This is a genomic window from Mycolicibacterium palauense (assembly GCF_002592005.1).
Classification (GTDB): domain Bacteria; phylum Actinomycetota; class Actinomycetes; order Mycobacteriales; family Mycobacteriaceae; genus Mycobacterium; species Mycobacterium palauense.
In genome coordinates, this window is sequence record NZ_NVQF01000005.1 from 24,977 (window position 1) to 41,169 (window position 16,193).

The following is a 16,193-nucleotide window of genomic DNA, read 5'->3' on the forward strand; positions in this document are numbered from 1 at the left end:
CTCAGCTTCTCCGTTCGGGGTGGTCGGTCAGCTCGGCCTCGGTGTAGTACTTCTCCAGCTCGGAGAGCTCGAAGATCTCCAGCAGGTCCGGGCGCATCGGGATCTGTTGTTCCGGGGTGACACTGACGTCGGGGACCACCGGGTCACCCCCGGCGGTCCGGCACACCAGCAGGGTGTGGCGCCAGTTGGCGTCCATCGCGGGGTAGTCGTCGCGGGTGTGCCCGCCGCGGCTCTCCGTGCGCTGCAACGCGGCCTTGGCCACGCACTCGCTGACCAGCAGCATGTTGCGCATGTCGACGGCCGTGTGCCAGCCCGGGTTGTACAGGCGGCCCCCCTCGACGGTGACGCGGTGGACCCGGGCCTTGAGCTCCTCGAGCTTGTCCAGCGCCTCGCGGATCTCGCCCTCCTTGCGGATGATGCCCACCAGGTGATTCATCATCTCCTGCAGCTCTTCGTGCAGGGTGTACGGATTCTCCGGGTTCGGATGTTTCTCGAACGGCGACAACGCCATCGCCATCGCGGAACTCACCGCCTCGTCGGACACCGAGGGCCGGCTGGACAGCGCCCGGACGTAGTCGGAGGCGCCCAGCCCGGCGCGGCGGCCGAAGACCAACAGGTCGCTCAGGGAGTTGCCGCCGAGCCGGTTGGAGCCGTGCATACCGCCGGCGCATTCCCCGGCCGCGAACAGGCCCGGGGTGGCCGCACCGCCGGTGTCCGGGTCGACCTCGATACCGCCCATCACGTAGTGGCAGGTCGGGCCGACCTCCATCTCGTCCTTGGTGATGTCGACCTCGGCCAGCTCCATGAACTGGTGATACATCGAGGGCAGCCGGCGCTTGATCTCCTCGGGCGTCATGCGGGTGGCGATGTCGAGGTAGACACCGCCGTGCGGCGTGCCGCGGCCGGCCTTGACCTCGGAGTTGATCGCGCGGGCGACCTCGTCGCGGGGCAGCAGGTCAGGGGTGCGCCGCGCCGAGTCGTTGTCCTTGAGCCACTGGTCGGCCTCCTCCTCGGTCTCGGCGTACTGGCCCTTGAACACCGAGGGGATGTAGTCGAACATGAAGCGCTTGCCGTCGGAGTTCTTCAGCACGCCGCCGTCACCGCGCACACCCTCGGTGACCAGGATCCCCTTCACCGACAGCGGCCACACCATGCCGGTGGGGTGGAACTGGATGAACTCCATGTTGATCAGCGACGAGCCGGCCCGCATCGCCAGGGCGTGGCCGTCGCCGGTGTACTCCCAGGAGTTCGACGACACCTTGAACGACTTGCCGATACCGCCGGTGGCCAGCACCACCGCCGGCGCCTCGAACAGAATGAACTTGCCGGTCTCGCGCCAGTACCCGAACGCGCCGGCGATCGCCTCACCGTCCTTGACCAGCTCGGTGATGGTGCACTCGTGGAACACCTTGATGCGCGCCTCGTAGTCGCCGAGCTCGGCCTTGTCCTCCTGCTGCAGCGAGACGATCTTCTGCTGCAGGGTCCGGATGATCTCCAGTCCGGTGCGGTCGCCGACGTGGGCCAGCCGCGGGTAGGTGTGCCCGCCGAAGTTGCGCTGGCTGATCCGGCCGTCCTTGGTCCGGTCGAACAGGGCGCCGTAGGTCTCCAGCTCCCACACCCGGTCGGGGGCTTCCTGGGCGTGCAGCTCGGCCATCCGCCAGTTGTTGAGGAACTTCCCGCCGCGCATGGTGTCACCGAAGTGCACCTGCCAGTTGTCCTTGGTGTTGACGTTGCGCATCGAGGCGGCGCAGCCGCCTTCGGCCATCACGGTATGGGCCTTGCCGAACAGCGACTTGCACACCACAGCCACCCGCAGGCCCCGTTCCCGGGCCTCGATGACGGCCCGCAGGCCGGCGCCGCCGGCACCGATCACCACGACGTCGTAGGAGTGCCGTTCCAGCTGTGATGAGCCCTCCGGATGGCTGGCGTCACCTGTAGTCATTAATCCTCACTTGCCTTTTCGCGCTTGCTCTTCTCGGTGACGGTCCAAAGTGCCTGTCAGCCAATGAACCTCAAGTCCGGGATGGTTCCGCTGGCCACCAGCATCACGTAGAAGTCGGTCAGCATCAGCGTCCCGAGCGTGATCCACGCGAACAGCATGTGGCGGGTGTTGATCTTCGAAACCTGTGTCCAGATCCAGTACCGGACCGGATGTTTGGAGAAGTGCTTGAGGCGGCCACCGGTGACGTGCCGGCAGGAGTGACACGACAGCGTGTAGATCCAGAGCAGGACGACGTTGCCCACCAGGATGATGTTGCCCAGGCCGAAGCCGAAACCGGTGGGCGAGTGGAAGGCCATGATCGCGTCGTAGGTGTTGATCAGCGAGATCACCACCGCGATGTAGAAGAAGTAGCGGTGGGAGTTCTGCACGATGAGCGGGAACCGCGTCTCACCGGTGTAGCGGGCATGCGGCTCGGCCACCGCGCACGCGGTCGGCGACTGCCACACCGAGCGGTAATACGCCCGGCGGTAGTAGTAGCAGGTCAGCCGGAACAGCAACAGGAACGGCAACGACACGAACGCCAGCGGGATGAACCACGGCACCTCGCCGACCCAGGTCCCGAAGTGTCGTGCGCCCTCCACGCAGGAGGCGCTCACGCACGGTGAGTAGAACGGCGTCAGGTAGTGGTAGTCCTCCACCCAGTAGGCGCTGCCCCAGAACGCCCGCACCGTGGCGTAGATGACGAACGCCGCCAGCCCGAGATCGGTGAGGATCGGGGCCTTGCGCCAGTTGTCGGTGCGCAGCGTGCGGGCTGCGATGCGGGCTCGGGTGGGGGAGAAGACACCGGTGGCAGGACGATCCGCCGTGGGCGCACTCATCTATGGGGTTCCCTTCCTCGACGGCAGGGACCGTCGTGTGGTGGTGTGCCGGTGCCTCGCGGGGTCACAGGGTCCGGTTGTGGCCGCCCACGCCCTCGTCGTCGACATCGCGCCAGAAGTCGTTGTCGTACTGGGTGTCCGGAATCGGGATCTTCTCACCCGAGTGCTGGACCGCGAAGCGTGACAGATCGAGATTGTTGGCGTCGGTGTCAAGGAGTTCGACATCGCCGAGAATGCGGTCGGCGTCCATCACGATCCTGTGCAGGGCGGGATTGTCGCCATAGCGGGACCGCAACGATGCCACGCACCGCCTCAGGCCACCGATGAGTTCGTGCAGTTCGGCGAGTTCGGTAGTGCTGGACAAGTGACCTCCTTGGGCTGAAGGTGTCGGGAATCACATTACGACACTCGATGCTAGCTACTTCACGCTTGCAACGTGACTCACGTCACGTCATGGAATGTCGGGAGGTCGGCCAGGCTTTCCTACGTTGCCGGCGGTGGTCGCCGGTGCGGCGCCGACGGGAAGTGAGGTTCCGATGGGATCCGGTATGGGATACGGCACGGGCGACGGTGTGGACGGGGGTGTGGCCGACCCGGGCGCGCCCGGGCTGGACCGCGCCGCCAGAATGCTTCTTGAACTGCACAAACCCGGTGATCCGGTGATCCTGCCGACGGTCTGGGACGCCTGGTCGGCGACGCTGGCGGTCGGCGCCGGGTTCCGGGCCCTGACGGTGGGCAGTCACCCGGTGGCCGATTCGATCGGCAAGCCCGACAACGAGGGAATGTCGTTCGAGGACCTGCTGGCCCGGGTCGCCCAGATCACCGCCGCGGTGCAGGTGCCGGTGTCGGTGGACATCGAGTCCGGGTACGGACTGCCCGCCGAGGATCTGATCTCGGGTCTGCTCGGCGTCGGCGCGGTGGGGCTCAACATCGAGGACACCGTGCATGGCGAGGGCCGGCGGCTGCGTTCGGTTCAGGAGCATGCCGCCCTGGTGGGCGCACTGCGCACGGCGGCCGACGACGCCGGGGTGCATGTGGTGATCAACGCCCGCACCGATCTGTTCCTGCGCAAGGACGGCGACGAGGCCGACCGGGTGGAGCGCGCCGTGACCCGGCTGAACGCCGCGGCCGAGGCCGGTGCGGACTGCCTGTATCCGGTCGGCCGGCACGAGCCCGAGGTGTTGCGCCGGCTGGCCACCGAGCTGCCGCTGCCGATCAACGCGATCGCGGTGCCGGAGTCCGACGATCCGGCGTCGTTCGGGCCGCTCGGGGTGGGGCGGATCAGCTTCGGCCCGCTGCTGCAGGCCGCGCTGGCCACACGCGCCGGGGAGATCCTCGCGCGCTGGCACTGATCCGGCTGATCCGGCACTGAACCAGCACTGACCAGGGCCGAACGCGACCGGGGTCGTGGATCCGATTCGATCCACGACCCCGGCGGCGTGCCGCGCTACTTGCTTTCGATGGCGATGCGCTGCGGCTGACGCCCGGCGTAGGCGCCCGCCACCCGTACGGTCAGCACGCCGGCGTCGTAGCTGGCCGAGATCGCCTCACCGGTGACGTTCTGCGGGAGCCGGAACGACCGGCGGAACGACCCGTAGCGGACCTCGCGCAGGGTGCGCCCGTCCTTCTCGTCGCTGCGCTCGTCGCGGCGCTCGCCGTGGATCACCAGGTGCCCCCGGTCCACCTCGACGTTGACGTCCTTGTCGACGTCGACGCCGGGCAGTTCCACCCGCACGACGGCGTCGTCGCCGTCCTTGGTGATCTCGGCCGCGGGGCGGAAGCCCGCGGTCCCGGTTCCCGCGAACCCGTCACGTGCCCCGTCGTTGGGCCGTGCCGGGCCGAAGAAATCCTGCACCCAGCGGTCCACGTCCCATGCCGGGCGGTTCCGCAGTGTTGCGTTGCTCATCAGCGACTCCTTGCTGTCCGGGGCCGGCACCGCGCCGGCTGGCTACCCAGTAGAACTTGAGTCACCCACGCTCATGTTCCCGACGGTGTTCGCCCTCGGCGAACCCGGCTCCGCGGGGCTCACATGGGTTGCGGTTGGTACGTGAGGAGACCGTGATGGCGGCTTCACACGATGCGACATGGCGGCAATACGGAGTTTCTAGCCTCAGCGGCATGCCAACGAAAAGCGTCGTCGTCGTGGGTCACGGCATGGTGGGCCACCGGTTCGTCGAGGCGCTGCGTTCCCGTGACACCACCGGCGCGTGGCAGGTGACCGTGCTGGCCGAGGAGTCCGACGCCGCCTATGACCGGGTGGGGCTCACCGGCTACACCGAACACTGGGAGCGTGCCCTGCTCGCGCTGCCCGGCAACGCCTACTCCGGTGACGACAACGTCGAGCTGAGGCTGGGCGCCCGGGTCTCCCGGATCGACCGCGGCGCGCGGTGCGTGCACACCGAGTCCGGTGAACGCATCGACTACGACGCCCTGGTCCTGGCGACCGGGTCCTATGCCTTCGTTCCGCCGGTGCCCGGCCACGACCTGCCGGCGTGTCACGTCTACCGGACCCTCGACGATCTCGACGCCATCCGCGCCGATGTGGACCGCGCGCTGGAGGCCGGCGGCGCGCCGACCGCCGGTGTGGTCATCGGTGGCGGTCTGCTGGGGCTGGAGGCCGCCAACGCGCTGCGCGGGTTCGGCCTGGACGCGCACGTGGTGGAGATGGCGCCCCGGCTGATGGTCCAACAGCTCGACGAGGCCGGCGGGACTCTGCTCGCGCGGATGATCTCCGACCTGGGCATCGCGGTGCACACCGGTGCCGGCACCGAGGCCATCGAGACGAGTGCCGACGGGCGGATGCGGGTGCGGTTGTCCGACGGCAGCGAGATCGACACCGCAGTCCTGGTTTTCGCCGCCGGCGTGCGCCCTCGCGACGAGCTGGCCCGCGCCGCCGGGCTGGCGCTGGCCGAGCGCGGCGGCGTCCTGACCGACCGCTCGTGTGTCACCAGCGATCCGAATGTCTACGCGATCGGCGAGGTCGCCGCGGTCGAGGGCCGGTGCTACGGGCTGGTGGCCCCGGGCTACACCACCGCCGAGGTGGTGGCCGACCGGCTCGTCGGCGGTGCCGCCGAGTTCCCGGGGGCCGACCTGTCCACCAAGCTCAAGCTGCTCGGCGTCGACGTCGCCAGCTTCGGTGACGCCATGGGCGTCACCCCGGACTGCCTGGAAGTGGTCGTCAACGACCCGGTGCGGCGCACCTACGCCAAGCTGGTGCTCACCGATGACGCCTCCACGCTGCTGGGTGGGGTGCTGGTCGGTGACGCCTCGGCCTACGGCGTGCTGCGGCCGATGGTCGGCGGCCAGCTGCCCGGCGACCCGCTGGCGCTGATCGCACCCCAGTCCGACGGGGGCGGCGCCGCGCTCGGGGTGGGTGCCCTGCCCGAGGGCGCCCAGATCTGTTCCTGCAACAACGTCACCAAGGCCGATCTGCTGGGTGCCATCGGCGACGGCTGCGCCGACGTTCCGGCGCTGAAGGCCTGCACCAAGGCCGGCACCTCGTGCGGATCCTGCCTGCCGCTGCTCAAGCAGTTGCTGGAGTCCCAGGGAGTCGAGCAGTCCGCCGCGCTGTGCGAGCACTTCGGCCAGTCCCGCGCCGAGCTGTTCGAGATCGTCGGAGCCACCTCGATCCGGACCTTCTCCGGGCTCATCGAACGGTTCGGCACCGGCAAGGGTTGCGACATCTGCAAACCCGTCGTCGCCTCGATCCTGGCGTCCACCGGTTCGGAGCACATCCTCGACGGGGAACAGGCCTCGCTGCAGGACTCCAACGACCATTTCCTGGCCAACATCCAGCGCAACGGCAGCTACTCGGTGGTGCCCCGGGTTCCCGGCGGCGAGATCACCCCCGAGCAGCTGATCCTCATCGGCGAGATCGCCAAGGAATTCGGGCTCTACACCAAGATCACCGGCGGCCAGCGCATCGACATGTTCGGGGCGCGGGTCGACCAGCTGCCGCGGATCTGGCAGCGGCTGGTCGAGGGCGGCATGGAGTCCGGCCACGCGTACGGCAAGGCCCTGCGCACCGTCAAGAGCTGCGTGGGCACCGACTGGTGCCGCTACGGGCAGCAGGACTCGGTTCAGCTGGCCATCGACCTGGAACTGCGGTACCGGGGACTGCGCGCGCCACACAAGATCAAGATGGGGGTGTCGGGCTGCGCCCGTGAGTGCGCCGAGGCGCGCAGCAAGGACGTCGGCGTCATCGCCACCGAGAACGGCTGGAATCTCTACGTGGGCGGCAACGGCGGCATGACCCCGCGCCACGCCCAGCTGCTGGCCACTGATCTGGACACCGAGACGCTGGTGCGCTACGTCGACAGGTTCCTGATGTTCTACATCCGCACCGCCGACCGGCTGCAGCGCACCGCGCCCTGGGTGGAGGGCCTCGAGGGCGGCCTCGACCACCTCAAGGAGGTGGTGTGCGAGGACTCGCTGGGGCTGGCCGACGAACTCGAGGCGGCCATGGCCCGCCATGTCGCCGGCTACGCCTGCGAGTGGAAGGGCGTGCTCGACGATCCCGACAAGCTGTCGCGTTTCGTCTCGTTCGTCAACGCCCCCGACGCCGAGGACGTGACGGTTCAGTTCGCCGAGCGCAACGGGCGCAGGGTGCCGATCGGGATGCCGGCGGTGCCTAAATCCTGATCACCGCACCGACTCACAGGAGGACCGAAAAATGACCCTGCTCAACGATATCCAGGTGTGGACCGTCGCGTGCGGGTACGACCGGCTGTTGCCCGGGCGTGGCGTCGGCGTGCTTCTCGACAACGGGGAGCAGGCCGCGTTGTTCCGTCTGGACGACGGCACCCTGCGCGCGGTGGGCAACATCGACCCGTTCAGCGGTGCCGCGGTGCTCTCCCGCGGCATCGTCGGCGACCGCGGTGGCCGCGCGGTGGTGCAGTCGCCGATCAAGAAGCAGGCCTTCAACCTCGACGACGGCGTCTGCCTGGACGACCCGACCGTGTCGGTTCCGGTGTATGCGACCCGGATCACCGACGGCGGTGAGGTTCAGGTGGGCCGGCCGCAGTCCTGACGCCCAGACTGCAACTTGTGTACGCAAACGTCGAGAGGGCCCGGCAGAAGTTAGAGTCTCGGCGGCGTCATCGTGCCGGTACCGAGACCCTGGCCCGCGCGAACCGGGAGGCGACGAGCCGCACGGTGTCGCGGTGCAGGCCCAGCGGCGCGCTGACCAGGTCGGCTCCGGATGCGTGCAACCGGTCCTGGAACAGCCCGTCGGCCAACAGATACGACGCGACCACCACCCGGTGCGCGCCGCGGGCGCGCAGACCGGCCACCGCGTCGGCGACGCGGGGTTCCCCGGTGGCGGCGTAGGCCAGCTCCACCCGTGACCCGATCGCCGAGGACAGCAGCGTGGCGGTGATCCGCAGGTCGCGCTGGGCATTGGGGTCGGAGGTGCCCGCCGCGGCCAATACCACCGAATCGCCGGGCCGCCAGCCGGATTCGAGCAACCGTGAGGTGACGACCCCGACCATGCGGGGGCACGGTCCCAGGGCCGGGGTGACGGTCACGTCGTCGCGCCCGGAGCGCGCGACGTGCTCGGGGATGTCCGCGCGAACGTGGTAGCCGCTGGACAGGAACGCCGGGACCAGCACCGTCGGCCCGGGCAGTCGGTCGAGCACATCCGACGGGGTGGGGCCCAACACGTCGACGAACGCCACCCGCACGCGGCGACCCAGCGTGCCGGCGACCCGGTCGGCGAGTTCGGCGATCATCGCCACCCCGCCCGGTTTGCGGGTGCCGTGAGCCACCAGCAGCAGATCGGTCACGGCCGCTCCCGGCCCGCGTCGTCGAGATCCTCGTCGATGGCCAGCCGATAGCCGCGTTTGACCACCGTGGCGACGATGTTCTTGTCGCCCAGCGCGGTTCGCAGCCGCAGCACCGCGGTCTCCACGGCGTGGGTGTCGGTGCCGGTGCCGGGCAGGGCGGCGAGCAGATCGCGACGCAACACCACGGCGCCCGGGCGGTGGGCCAGCGCCCGCATGGTGGCCATCGCCGCCGGGGACAGGGTCTTGACCTCGCCGTCCACCAGCACACAGGTGCCGCGGATCTCCACGCGGTGTCCGGCCGCGTGCACGGTGCGTGAGCACAGCAGCGGCAGCTCGTCGGTGATGTGGCGGGCCAGCGCGCCGAGGCGCATCCGCTCGGGCGCCGACGTCGGGATGCCCAGGCGCACCAGCGGTCGCGCGGTGACCGGTCCCACGCACATGGCGTGCACGTCGGTGCGCAGTGCGTCGAGTACCTGCGCCTCCAGCCCCAGCTCGCGCGCACGCAACAGCATGGCCGCCACCGCCGGGGCGGAGGTGAAGCTCACCGCGTCGAACTGGCTGTCGGCGATGCCGGCCACCAGCTGGTCGAACGCCCCGCCGGAGGGGGAGGGCCGCCACCGGTAGACCCGGATCGGCACCACGTCGGCGCCGGCGGCCCGCAGTTCGTCGAGGAACTCCGGGAACGGATCCCATTCGTCGGTGGCACCGTGCAGCTGCACCGCGATGCGCAGCCCCTGCACGCCCGACTCCCGCAGGTAGTGCAGCACCTCGCGGGAGGACTCCGAATCCGGTGACCACTCCTCGGGCAGGTCGGCGGCGCGCAGGGCGCCGGTGGCCTTGGGCCCGCGCGAGACGATCCGGGCCTTGGACAGCGCAGCGGTCAGGTCGCCGGTCAGGCCCCAGCCGTCGGCGGCGGCCATCCACCCGCGGAACCCGATTCCGGTGGTGGCCACCAGAATGTCGGGCGGGGCGTCGATGAGCGCCTGGGTGTGGGTGTGCAGTTCCTCGTCGTCGGGCAGGGGAACCATGGCGATCGCCGCGGCCGCGCACACGGTCGCGCCGCGACGCCGCAGCAGAGCACACAACTCGTCGGACCGCCGCGCGGAGGTCACCGCCACCCGGTACCCGGTCAACGGGGCCCAGTCCGGCTCGCCCGCGCCGCCCGTGGCGGCGCCGCGGGTCGCCGTGGCGTCATCCGGCAGTGGCGCGGTCATGCCCTCCACCGTAAGCAGCGATTATTGCCCGCAGGTTGCCGGGCCGATCGCGGAATGACCCCACCGTGAACTTCGGCTCACCCACCCCGGACCGGGGGTGTGAGGTCGGTGTCGGTGCAGGTCAGGGCCGGGTCACCGCACCGGCACGAGATGTCACCAGACGTCACCAGACGTCACCGTCGCGCCAGTCGCACACCAGTTCGCCGGCGGTGTCCACCTCGGTGTCGACCGGCAGGACGAACACCGCGCCGTCCTCGGCGGGTGTGCGCACCACCCCGTCGGGAGAGAGCACCGCGGTGGGCCCGCGCCAGGGCAGCCAGCCGCGCGACGCATACAGCGGCCGTCCGGCATCGGTCGCCGACAGCGCCCCGAGCTGATAGGCCCCGCGTATCACCTGCTCGACGCCGTCCATCAGGGCATGCCCGAGCCCCTGGCCGCGCCAGTCCTCGCGCACCGCCAGGGCCTCCACGTACCCGCAGCGCAGCGCCGTCCCCCGGTGCAGCATGTGCCGCGCGACCACGGCGGCGTGGGCGATCAGCGCGCCGTGGTGGCAGACCAGGGCGTGCATCCCGCCCAGGGCGTGCTCCCAGTCGGCGGGGGTGAAGTTCTCGTGCTCGCCGGCGAAGGCCTCGGCGACCATGCGGCGCGCGTCCTCGCGCGTGTCATGGTCGAGGTCGGCGGTGTGGACCAGGCGTGCGGTGTGAACCTGGGTGTGCACACTGCCGTTCTACCAGCAGCGGCTACCACTCGTCCGAGAACGGGCGGCGCGGGCGCGACCAGTGCAGCCGGACGGGCTGCCCGGGGCGCATCTGGGCGACCTTGTCGATGTCGGCGTCGACGATGACGCCCGCCACCGGATATCCGCCCGTGACCGGGTGGTCCGGGCCCAGGATGACCGGCTGTCCGTTGGGCGGCACCTGGATCGCGCCCCGGGTGGCGCCCTCCGACGGCAACTGGCGGTCGGGGTGGCGGTAGCGCATCGGTGTGCCGGACAGTCGCATGCCGACCCGGTCGCTGCGATCGGAGACCACCCACACCGTGTGGACCAGCGCGTCGGGGTCGAGGAACCAGTCGTCGCGAGGGCCCGCCACCACCCGCAGGTCGGCGATGCGGTGGTCGATGGGGGCCACCGGGGCCTGGTCCAGTTCGGGGTAGTCGGTGCTGTGCTCGCCGACCTGAAGCAGATCGCCCGACTGCAGCGGCCGCGGCCCGATCGCGGCCATCACGTCGTAGCTGCACGACCCCAGAACCGGCTTGATGTCGATCCCGCCGCGCACCGCCAGATAGCTGCGCATGCCGGTGTACGGCGCGCCCAGGGAGATCACCTCGCCCTCGCGGACGTGGTGGATGCTGTTGGTGCCGAACGGGACTCCGTTCACCGCGGGGTCGGCGTCGGCGCCGGTGACCGCGATGTCCAGCCTGCCGCCGCACACCCGGGCCGAGAAGCCGCCGAGGGTGATCTCGACGGTCGCCCGGTCATCGGGATTCGCGACCAGCCGGTTGGCCAGCGTGTGTGCGCGACGGTCGGCGGCCCCCGAGCGGCCCACGCCCAGATGGGCCATCCCGGTGCGGCCCAGGTCCTCCAGCAGGGCCAGCGGCCCGGTGCGTATCACTTCCAGTGTGATCATGGTTGTCCTCGTTTCAGACGGCCCGGAACCGTACCCACGTGCCCGGCGTGAGCAGGGCCGGGTCCGGGCGGTCGATGTCCCACAGCACGGCGTCGGTGTGCCCGACGAGCTGCCACCCGCCGGGCGACTCGCGCGGATAGACGCCGCTGAACTCACCGGCCAGTCCGACCGCTCCGGCCGGTACGCGGGTGCGCGGTTCGGCCCGCCGCGGCACCTGCAGGCGTGCGTCGCCGTCGATCAGATAGGCGAAACCCGGTGCGAAGCCGCCGAATCCGACCCGCCACAGGGTGCCGGTGTGGGCGGCGACGACCCCGGCGGCGCCCAGGCCCGTCAGCTCCCCGACCTCGGCCAGGTCTGCGCCGTCGTAGACGACGTCGATGACGACGTCGGCGCGGCCGTCGCCGGGGCGGGCCGCGGCGGTCTCGATGTCGACGCCCAGGCGCATCAGCCGTTGACGGGTCGGCATCTGGTAGCGCGGACCGGCCAGTTTGACCAGCACCGTCCGTGACGCCGGCACCACGTCGAGCACACCGGGCAGGCCGGCCTCCCGCAGGGCGGCCGTCCACGCCAGCACCTCGGCGGTGCCGGCACATTCAAGCAGCAGGGCGTGGTCGCCGTAATCGCGAACCATCTCGCTGACCCTGGTTTCCACTGGGGCGTTCATGACACGACGTTACCGCCGAGTAACGTGTGTTGCCCAGGCCTTTATCGCCACGCCAGAAGCTTCTTAACGAAGGCACAATCGGCGTCTCGAGCGGCAACCCAAACGGCATCCCCATCGCCATCCCGACGGACCCGCTCACACCATCGGTTCGTAGGTGGGCTCACGTTTTTTCACCGCGGCGATCACCCGGTAGGTCACCGGCAGCATGATCACCTCAATGGCGGTCTTGTAGAACCAGCCGAGTGCGGTGTACACGACGAAATCGTGGAAGGTGTTGATGCCGATCGCGTTTGCTGCGATTGCACAGAACACGAGGGTGTCGCCGAGCTGGCCGGCGAAGGTCGAGCCGATCAGCCGTGCCCACAGGTGCTTCTCCTTGGTGCGTTCCTTGATCGCCACGACGGCCCAGGCGTTGATGGTCTGCCCGACGAGGAACCCCGCGAGCCCGGCGACGATCAGCTGCGTGTAGGCGTGCACGATGTTCTCGAAGTGCGCCTGGTTCTCGTAGAAGTCGGCGGCCGGAAGATAGATCGTGATCCAGAAGACCAACGCGGCCAGGGCGTTCATGGCGAATCCGAGCAGAATCGCGCGGCGGGCTGCCTTGAACCCGTAGACCTCGGAGAGCACGTCACCGATCACGTAGGTCAGTGGGAACACGATGAACCCGCCGTCGGTGATGATCGGCCCGAACGCGACACCCTTGGTGGCGGTGACGTTGGAGATGATGACGAGCGCGGTGAACACGGCGACGAACACCGGGTAATACCGCGAACCGACCTGTGCGAAGCCGGTGGGATGCCCAGGTTCGGCCAGTTCTTCGCTCCTCACCCGGCTATCAAAGCAGACCCGCCCGCCGCCCTCAGGACAGTGCCCGGGCCAGCAGGGGAGGTAGCCGGTCGGCGACCACGGGGTAGGACAGCACCGAGGCGAAGGCGATCGCGCCGGCCAGATCCTTGGTGGTGAACACGTTGCGGTCCCGGGCGGTGGCCCGCAGCTCGGCCACGTTCGGGTCGGCCAGCAGGGCGGCCTGGTCGGCTTCGCTCTCGGTGGTCCAGATCAACACGTCGGCCACGTCGAGGACGGTGCCGATCTCTTGGGGCGGGATGACGGCGCGGGAGCCCTGGGTGTAGGCGTTCAGGGCGTCGGGAATGGTGAAGCCCATCTCGGTGAGGAAGTCGGTGCGCCAGCCCGGGGCGGTGGCCACCGCGTTGCCGTCGGGCAGCGTGCCCTGCAGCAGGATCGCCTTCTTGTCCTTGAACTGTTCGTTGGCGGTGCCGGCGGCGGTGAACCTCTGGTTCACACCGTCGATCAGCCCGGCCATCCGCTCGGCGTGGAAGGTGGCCATGCCGATGGTCCGGGCCTGTTCCTGCCAGGGTTCGAAGAAGGCGTCAGCTCCGGACTGCGGCACCGTCGGCGCGATCGCCGACAGTTTCCGATACGTCTCGGCGTCCACGCCGGCGTTGACCGCCACGATCAGGTCGGGGCGCAGCGCGGCGATCCGGTCGATCTGGATGCCGTCGGCCAGGCTGAGCACCTCTGGGCGCGCGTCACCGAGCGCGGCCCGGGCCCACGGCCACACGGCGTAGGGCTGGTTGCCGAACCATTCGGTGGTGGCCAGCGGGACGGCGCCGAGGGCCAGCAGATCGTCCTGCTCGGTGAGGCCGGCGCTGACCACCCGGGTCGGGGGTTCGGGGATGGTGGTCTCGCCGAACAGATGCTTGATGGTGACCGCGCCACCGCCGGGGTTGCCCGGGGCCGGTTCGTCCGAGCCGCAGGCGGCGGTCAGCAGCAGGGCCGTCGCGCCGGCGGCGCCGAGAAACCCGCGCCGGCTCAGGTGTGCATGCACCCGCAGGAGCCTATCGGCTCGGTGTCATGCGAGCCTGTCGGCTCGGTGTCATGCGAGCCTGTCGGCTCGGTGTCATGCGAGCCTGTCGGCTCGGTGTGCCCGGGGGCTCAGTGCGAGAGCCGGGAGTTGACCGCGCGGGACAGCCAGCTCGGGGCGACCTGCGAGAACGCCGAGACGACCTTGGTCTGCACGCCGACCGGGAAGTGCACCTGGTGCAGGACCCGGCTGAGCCGGGACGGTTCCAGCGCCGCCGCGATGTCCCCGGCGACGTCCTCGGCGGACAGGTGTACGCCCAGTGAGCGGGTGGTGGCGGTGTCGACGCCGGAGAGCATGCCCGTCCCGACGAACAGCGGCCACATGTCGATCACCCGGATCCCGTCGTCGGCCCATTCCAGGTCGAGCGCCTCGGTCATCGCCCGGACGAAGAACTTGGTGGCGCTGTAGACGGCCAGCTCGGCCTGACCGTAGATGGCCGATGCCGAACACAGGTTCAGCGCCACCGCGCCGGGGGTGTTCCGCAGGTGCCGATGGGCGGCGTAGAGGCCGTTGACCACGCCCTTGCAGTTGACGTCGATCTCTTTGTGCTGGTCGGACAGGTCGATCTCGGCGAACCGGCCCGCGAACAGGATGCCGGCGTTGTTGATCATCACGTCGAGGCGCCCGCCGTTGGCGGCGGCGAACTCGTCGACCCGCTGCCGCATCTCGGCGCTGTCGGTGACGTCGAGGCGCCCGGTCAGGGCCCGTCCGCCGCAGGCCTCGATGTCGGCTTTGAGCAGCTCCAGCCCGGCCTCGTCGAGGTCGTAGGCGCCCACGAGATAGCCCTTGCGGGCCAGCGTCAGCGCGGTCGCGCGGCCGATGCCGGCGGCGGCGCCGGTGATGAAGACGGTCCTGGTCATTCTGTTCCTCTGGTCAGGGGCAGGCCGGCGTCAAGGAACGCCAGTCCACGGTCGAGTTGCTCGGGTGACATCAGGTTGCCGTGCAGGGCGGCCATCATGACACCGGTCATCGCGCCGGCGGTGATCCGCAGTTCGGGGTCGTCGACGGGGCGGTGCAGCCGGATCGCCAGGGCCTCGGTGATGGTCTCGATGGTGGTGATGTACTCGTTGTACAGCGCGCCGGCCGCCTCCGGAAGGCTGTACAGCAGCTGCTGGCGGGCGGCTTCGGGACCCCAGTCGGCGGTGGCCCAGGCCGCCCACACCTGCTGCAGAGCCCACCGGTAGGCCGCGATCGGCGAAAGCTCGGTCGGCGCGTCCAGGAAGTAGTCGATGATCGGCCCCATGAGCTGATCGGGGATCAGCAGGGCGGACTTGTTCGGGAAGTACCGGAAGAACGTGCTCGGTGAGACCTCCGCGGCCTCGGCGATCTGGTCGACGGTGGTCGCGGCGTAGCCGTTCTCCTCGATCAACCGCAGCGCCTCGCGGCGGATGGTCTCCCGCGTCTTGATCTTCTTGCGCTCACGCAGACCGAGCTCGTCGGGGGCGTTCATATCGCCCATTGTCACGTACCTGTCACGTAACGAGGTCAGGAGACGGCCAGATACGCTCCAAGCGAGATCATCGTCGCCGAGATGACACCGTCGAGCAGGCGCCATGTCATCGGGACGGCGAACAGCCGGCTCAGTCGCGTCGCGCCGAAGCCCAGCAGGGTGAACCACACGGCGCTGGCCGTCACCGCGCCGACGCCGAACAGCCATTTTTCCTCGCGGTGCTCATTGGCCAGCGCCCCGAGCAGCACCACGGTGTCGAGATAGACGTGTGGGTTGAGGAAGGTCAGTGCCAGCGCGGTGACCAGTACCCCGGCCAGTCGCGCCGGTGCGGTCTCGGCGGGCGTCAGCACCCCCGGTTTGAGTGCGCGCCGGGCCGCGAGCAGCCCGTAGCAGATCAGAAAGGCCGCGCCGCCGATCTTGGCGATCGTCACGGCGCCGGGGTGGGCGCTGACCAGGGCGCCGAACCCGGCGATGCCCGCGGAGATCAGCACCAGATCCGCGAGCGTGCACACCGTCACCACCGCGGCCACGTGTTCGCGGCGGATGCCCTGACGCAGTACGAACGCGTTCTGCGCGCCGATCGCGGCGATCAGTGCGAAGGCGGTCAGGAATCCGGTGGCGAACACCGTGAGGAGGGCGAGCTGGGCTGGGGGCACGGCGTCCACGGTAGGAACCGGCAGCGAATAAGAGAAGCTAAATGATCTTACTCATCATTAGAATTCCTAATGGTCAATGTCTTCGACCGTCGGAGT

At 69.6% G+C, this 16,193-nt stretch carries 17 protein-coding genes; 3 read left to right on the forward strand and 14 right to left on the reverse strand.

The window, feature by feature from the left end; all coding sequences use genetic code 11:
• Position 1 precedes the first annotated feature (1 nt).
• The 3 genes from CSR00_RS03290 to CSR00_RS03300 form a co-directional block, all read right to left on the reverse strand.
• Positions 2-1,942 (reverse strand): fumarate reductase/succinate dehydrogenase flavoprotein subunit, encoded by a 1,941-nt coding sequence (locus CSR00_RS03290; protein WP_099020985.1) that lies wholly within the window; start codon positions 1,940-1,942, stop codon positions 2-4.
• A 56-nt stretch (positions 1,943-1,998) separates the two neighbouring features.
• Positions 1,999-2,820: a succinate dehydrogenase subunit SdhC gene (locus CSR00_RS03295; RefSeq protein WP_099020986.1), complete on the reverse strand. Its 822-nt coding sequence runs from the start codon at positions 2,818-2,820 to the stop codon at positions 1,999-2,001.
• 64 nt (positions 2,821-2,884) lie between these two features.
• Positions 2,885-3,184 carry an Rv0250c family protein gene (locus tag CSR00_RS03300; protein WP_099020987.1) on the reverse strand — a complete coding sequence of 100 codons (300 nt, stop codon included), beginning with the start codon at positions 3,182-3,184 and terminating at the stop codon, positions 2,885-2,887.
• A gap of 262 nt (positions 3,185-3,446) precedes the next feature.
• On the opposite strand from CSR00_RS03300, the gene CSR00_RS03305 reads away from it, so the two are divergent.
• Positions 3,447-4,172, forward strand: a complete 726-nt coding sequence (locus CSR00_RS03305; RefSeq protein ID WP_099021053.1) for an isocitrate lyase/PEP mutase family protein — start codon at positions 3,447-3,449, stop codon at positions 4,170-4,172.
• Between the two features lie 95 nt (positions 4,173-4,267).
• Here the strand turns inward: CSR00_RS03305 and CSR00_RS03310 are convergent, their stop codons facing one another.
• Positions 4,268-4,726: an Hsp20/alpha crystallin family protein gene (locus CSR00_RS03310; RefSeq protein ID WP_099021054.1), complete on the reverse strand. Its 459-nt coding sequence runs from the start codon at positions 4,724-4,726 to the stop codon at positions 4,268-4,270.
• A 212-nt stretch (positions 4,727-4,938) separates the two neighbouring features.
• Between CSR00_RS03310 and nirB the strand changes: the two genes are divergently transcribed.
• Both nirB and nirD read left to right on the forward strand, forming a co-directional pair.
• Positions 4,939-7,461, forward strand: coding sequence for a nitrite reductase large subunit NirB (gene nirB, locus CSR00_RS03315; protein ID WP_176561882.1), 2,523 nt, complete (start codon positions 4,939-4,941; stop codon positions 7,459-7,461).
• Positions 7,462-7,492: 31 nt separating this feature from the next.
• Positions 7,493-7,849: a nitrite reductase small subunit NirD gene (gene nirD / locus CSR00_RS03320; protein WP_099020988.1), complete on the forward strand. Its 357-nt coding sequence runs from the start codon at positions 7,493-7,495 to the stop codon at positions 7,847-7,849.
• A gap of 67 nt (positions 7,850-7,916) precedes the next feature.
• On the opposite strand, the gene CSR00_RS03325 is transcribed toward nirD, so the two are convergent.
• The 10 genes from CSR00_RS03325 to CSR00_RS03370 form a co-directional block, all read right to left on the reverse strand.
• Positions 7,917-8,603 carry a sirohydrochlorin chelatase gene (locus CSR00_RS03325; RefSeq protein ID WP_099020989.1) on the reverse strand — a complete coding sequence of 229 codons (687 nt, stop codon included), beginning with the start codon at positions 8,601-8,603 and terminating at the stop codon, positions 7,917-7,919.
• On the reverse strand, positions 8,600-9,817 hold the full coding sequence (locus tag CSR00_RS03330) for a uroporphyrinogen-III synthase (protein WP_099021056.1): 1,218 nt from the start codon (positions 9,815-9,817) through the stop codon (positions 8,600-8,602). The genes CSR00_RS03325 and CSR00_RS03330 overlap by 4 nt, the downstream gene beginning before the upstream one ends.
• Before the next feature lie 163 nt (positions 9,818-9,980).
• A complete protein-coding gene (locus tag CSR00_RS03335) occupies positions 9,981-10,535 on the reverse strand; it encodes a GNAT family N-acetyltransferase (RefSeq protein WP_099020990.1) in 555 nt (184 codons plus the stop codon).
• A gap of 22 nt (positions 10,536-10,557) precedes the next feature.
• Positions 10,558-11,445 carry a 5-oxoprolinase/urea amidolyase family protein gene (locus tag CSR00_RS03340; protein WP_099020991.1) on the reverse strand — a complete coding sequence of 296 codons (888 nt, stop codon included), beginning with the start codon at positions 11,443-11,445 and terminating at the stop codon, positions 10,558-10,560.
• Positions 11,446-11,458: 13 nt separating this feature from the next.
• The gene (locus tag CSR00_RS03345) at positions 11,459-12,109 is read right to left on the reverse strand and encodes a 5-oxoprolinase subunit B family protein (RefSeq protein WP_099020992.1); all 651 of its coding nucleotides are present in this window, start codon (positions 12,107-12,109) and stop codon (positions 11,459-11,461) included.
• A 135-nt stretch (positions 12,110-12,244) separates the two neighbouring features.
• Positions 12,245-12,937, reverse strand: coding sequence for a queuosine precursor transporter (locus CSR00_RS03350; RefSeq protein ID WP_245905805.1), 693 nt, complete (start codon positions 12,935-12,937; stop codon positions 12,245-12,247).
• A 31-nt stretch (positions 12,938-12,968) separates the two neighbouring features.
• Positions 12,969-13,955: an ABC transporter substrate-binding protein gene (locus tag CSR00_RS03355; protein ID WP_218014411.1), complete on the reverse strand. Its 987-nt coding sequence runs from the start codon at positions 13,953-13,955 to the stop codon at positions 12,969-12,971.
• 107 nt (positions 13,956-14,062) lie between these two features.
• Positions 14,063-14,851: an SDR family oxidoreductase gene (locus CSR00_RS03360; protein ID WP_099020993.1), complete on the reverse strand. Its 789-nt coding sequence runs from the start codon at positions 14,849-14,851 to the stop codon at positions 14,063-14,065.
• Positions 14,848-15,441, reverse strand: a complete 594-nt coding sequence (locus CSR00_RS03365) for a TetR/AcrR family transcriptional regulator (RefSeq protein WP_099020994.1) — start codon at positions 15,439-15,441, stop codon at positions 14,848-14,850. Before CSR00_RS03365 ends, CSR00_RS03360 begins: the two co-directional genes overlap by 4 nt.
• Positions 15,442-15,476: 35 nt before the next feature.
• Positions 15,477-16,097: a LysE/ArgO family amino acid transporter gene (locus CSR00_RS03370; RefSeq protein ID WP_245905806.1), complete on the reverse strand. Its 621-nt coding sequence runs from the start codon at positions 16,095-16,097 to the stop codon at positions 15,477-15,479.
• Positions 16,098-16,193: the final 96 nt, after the last annotated feature.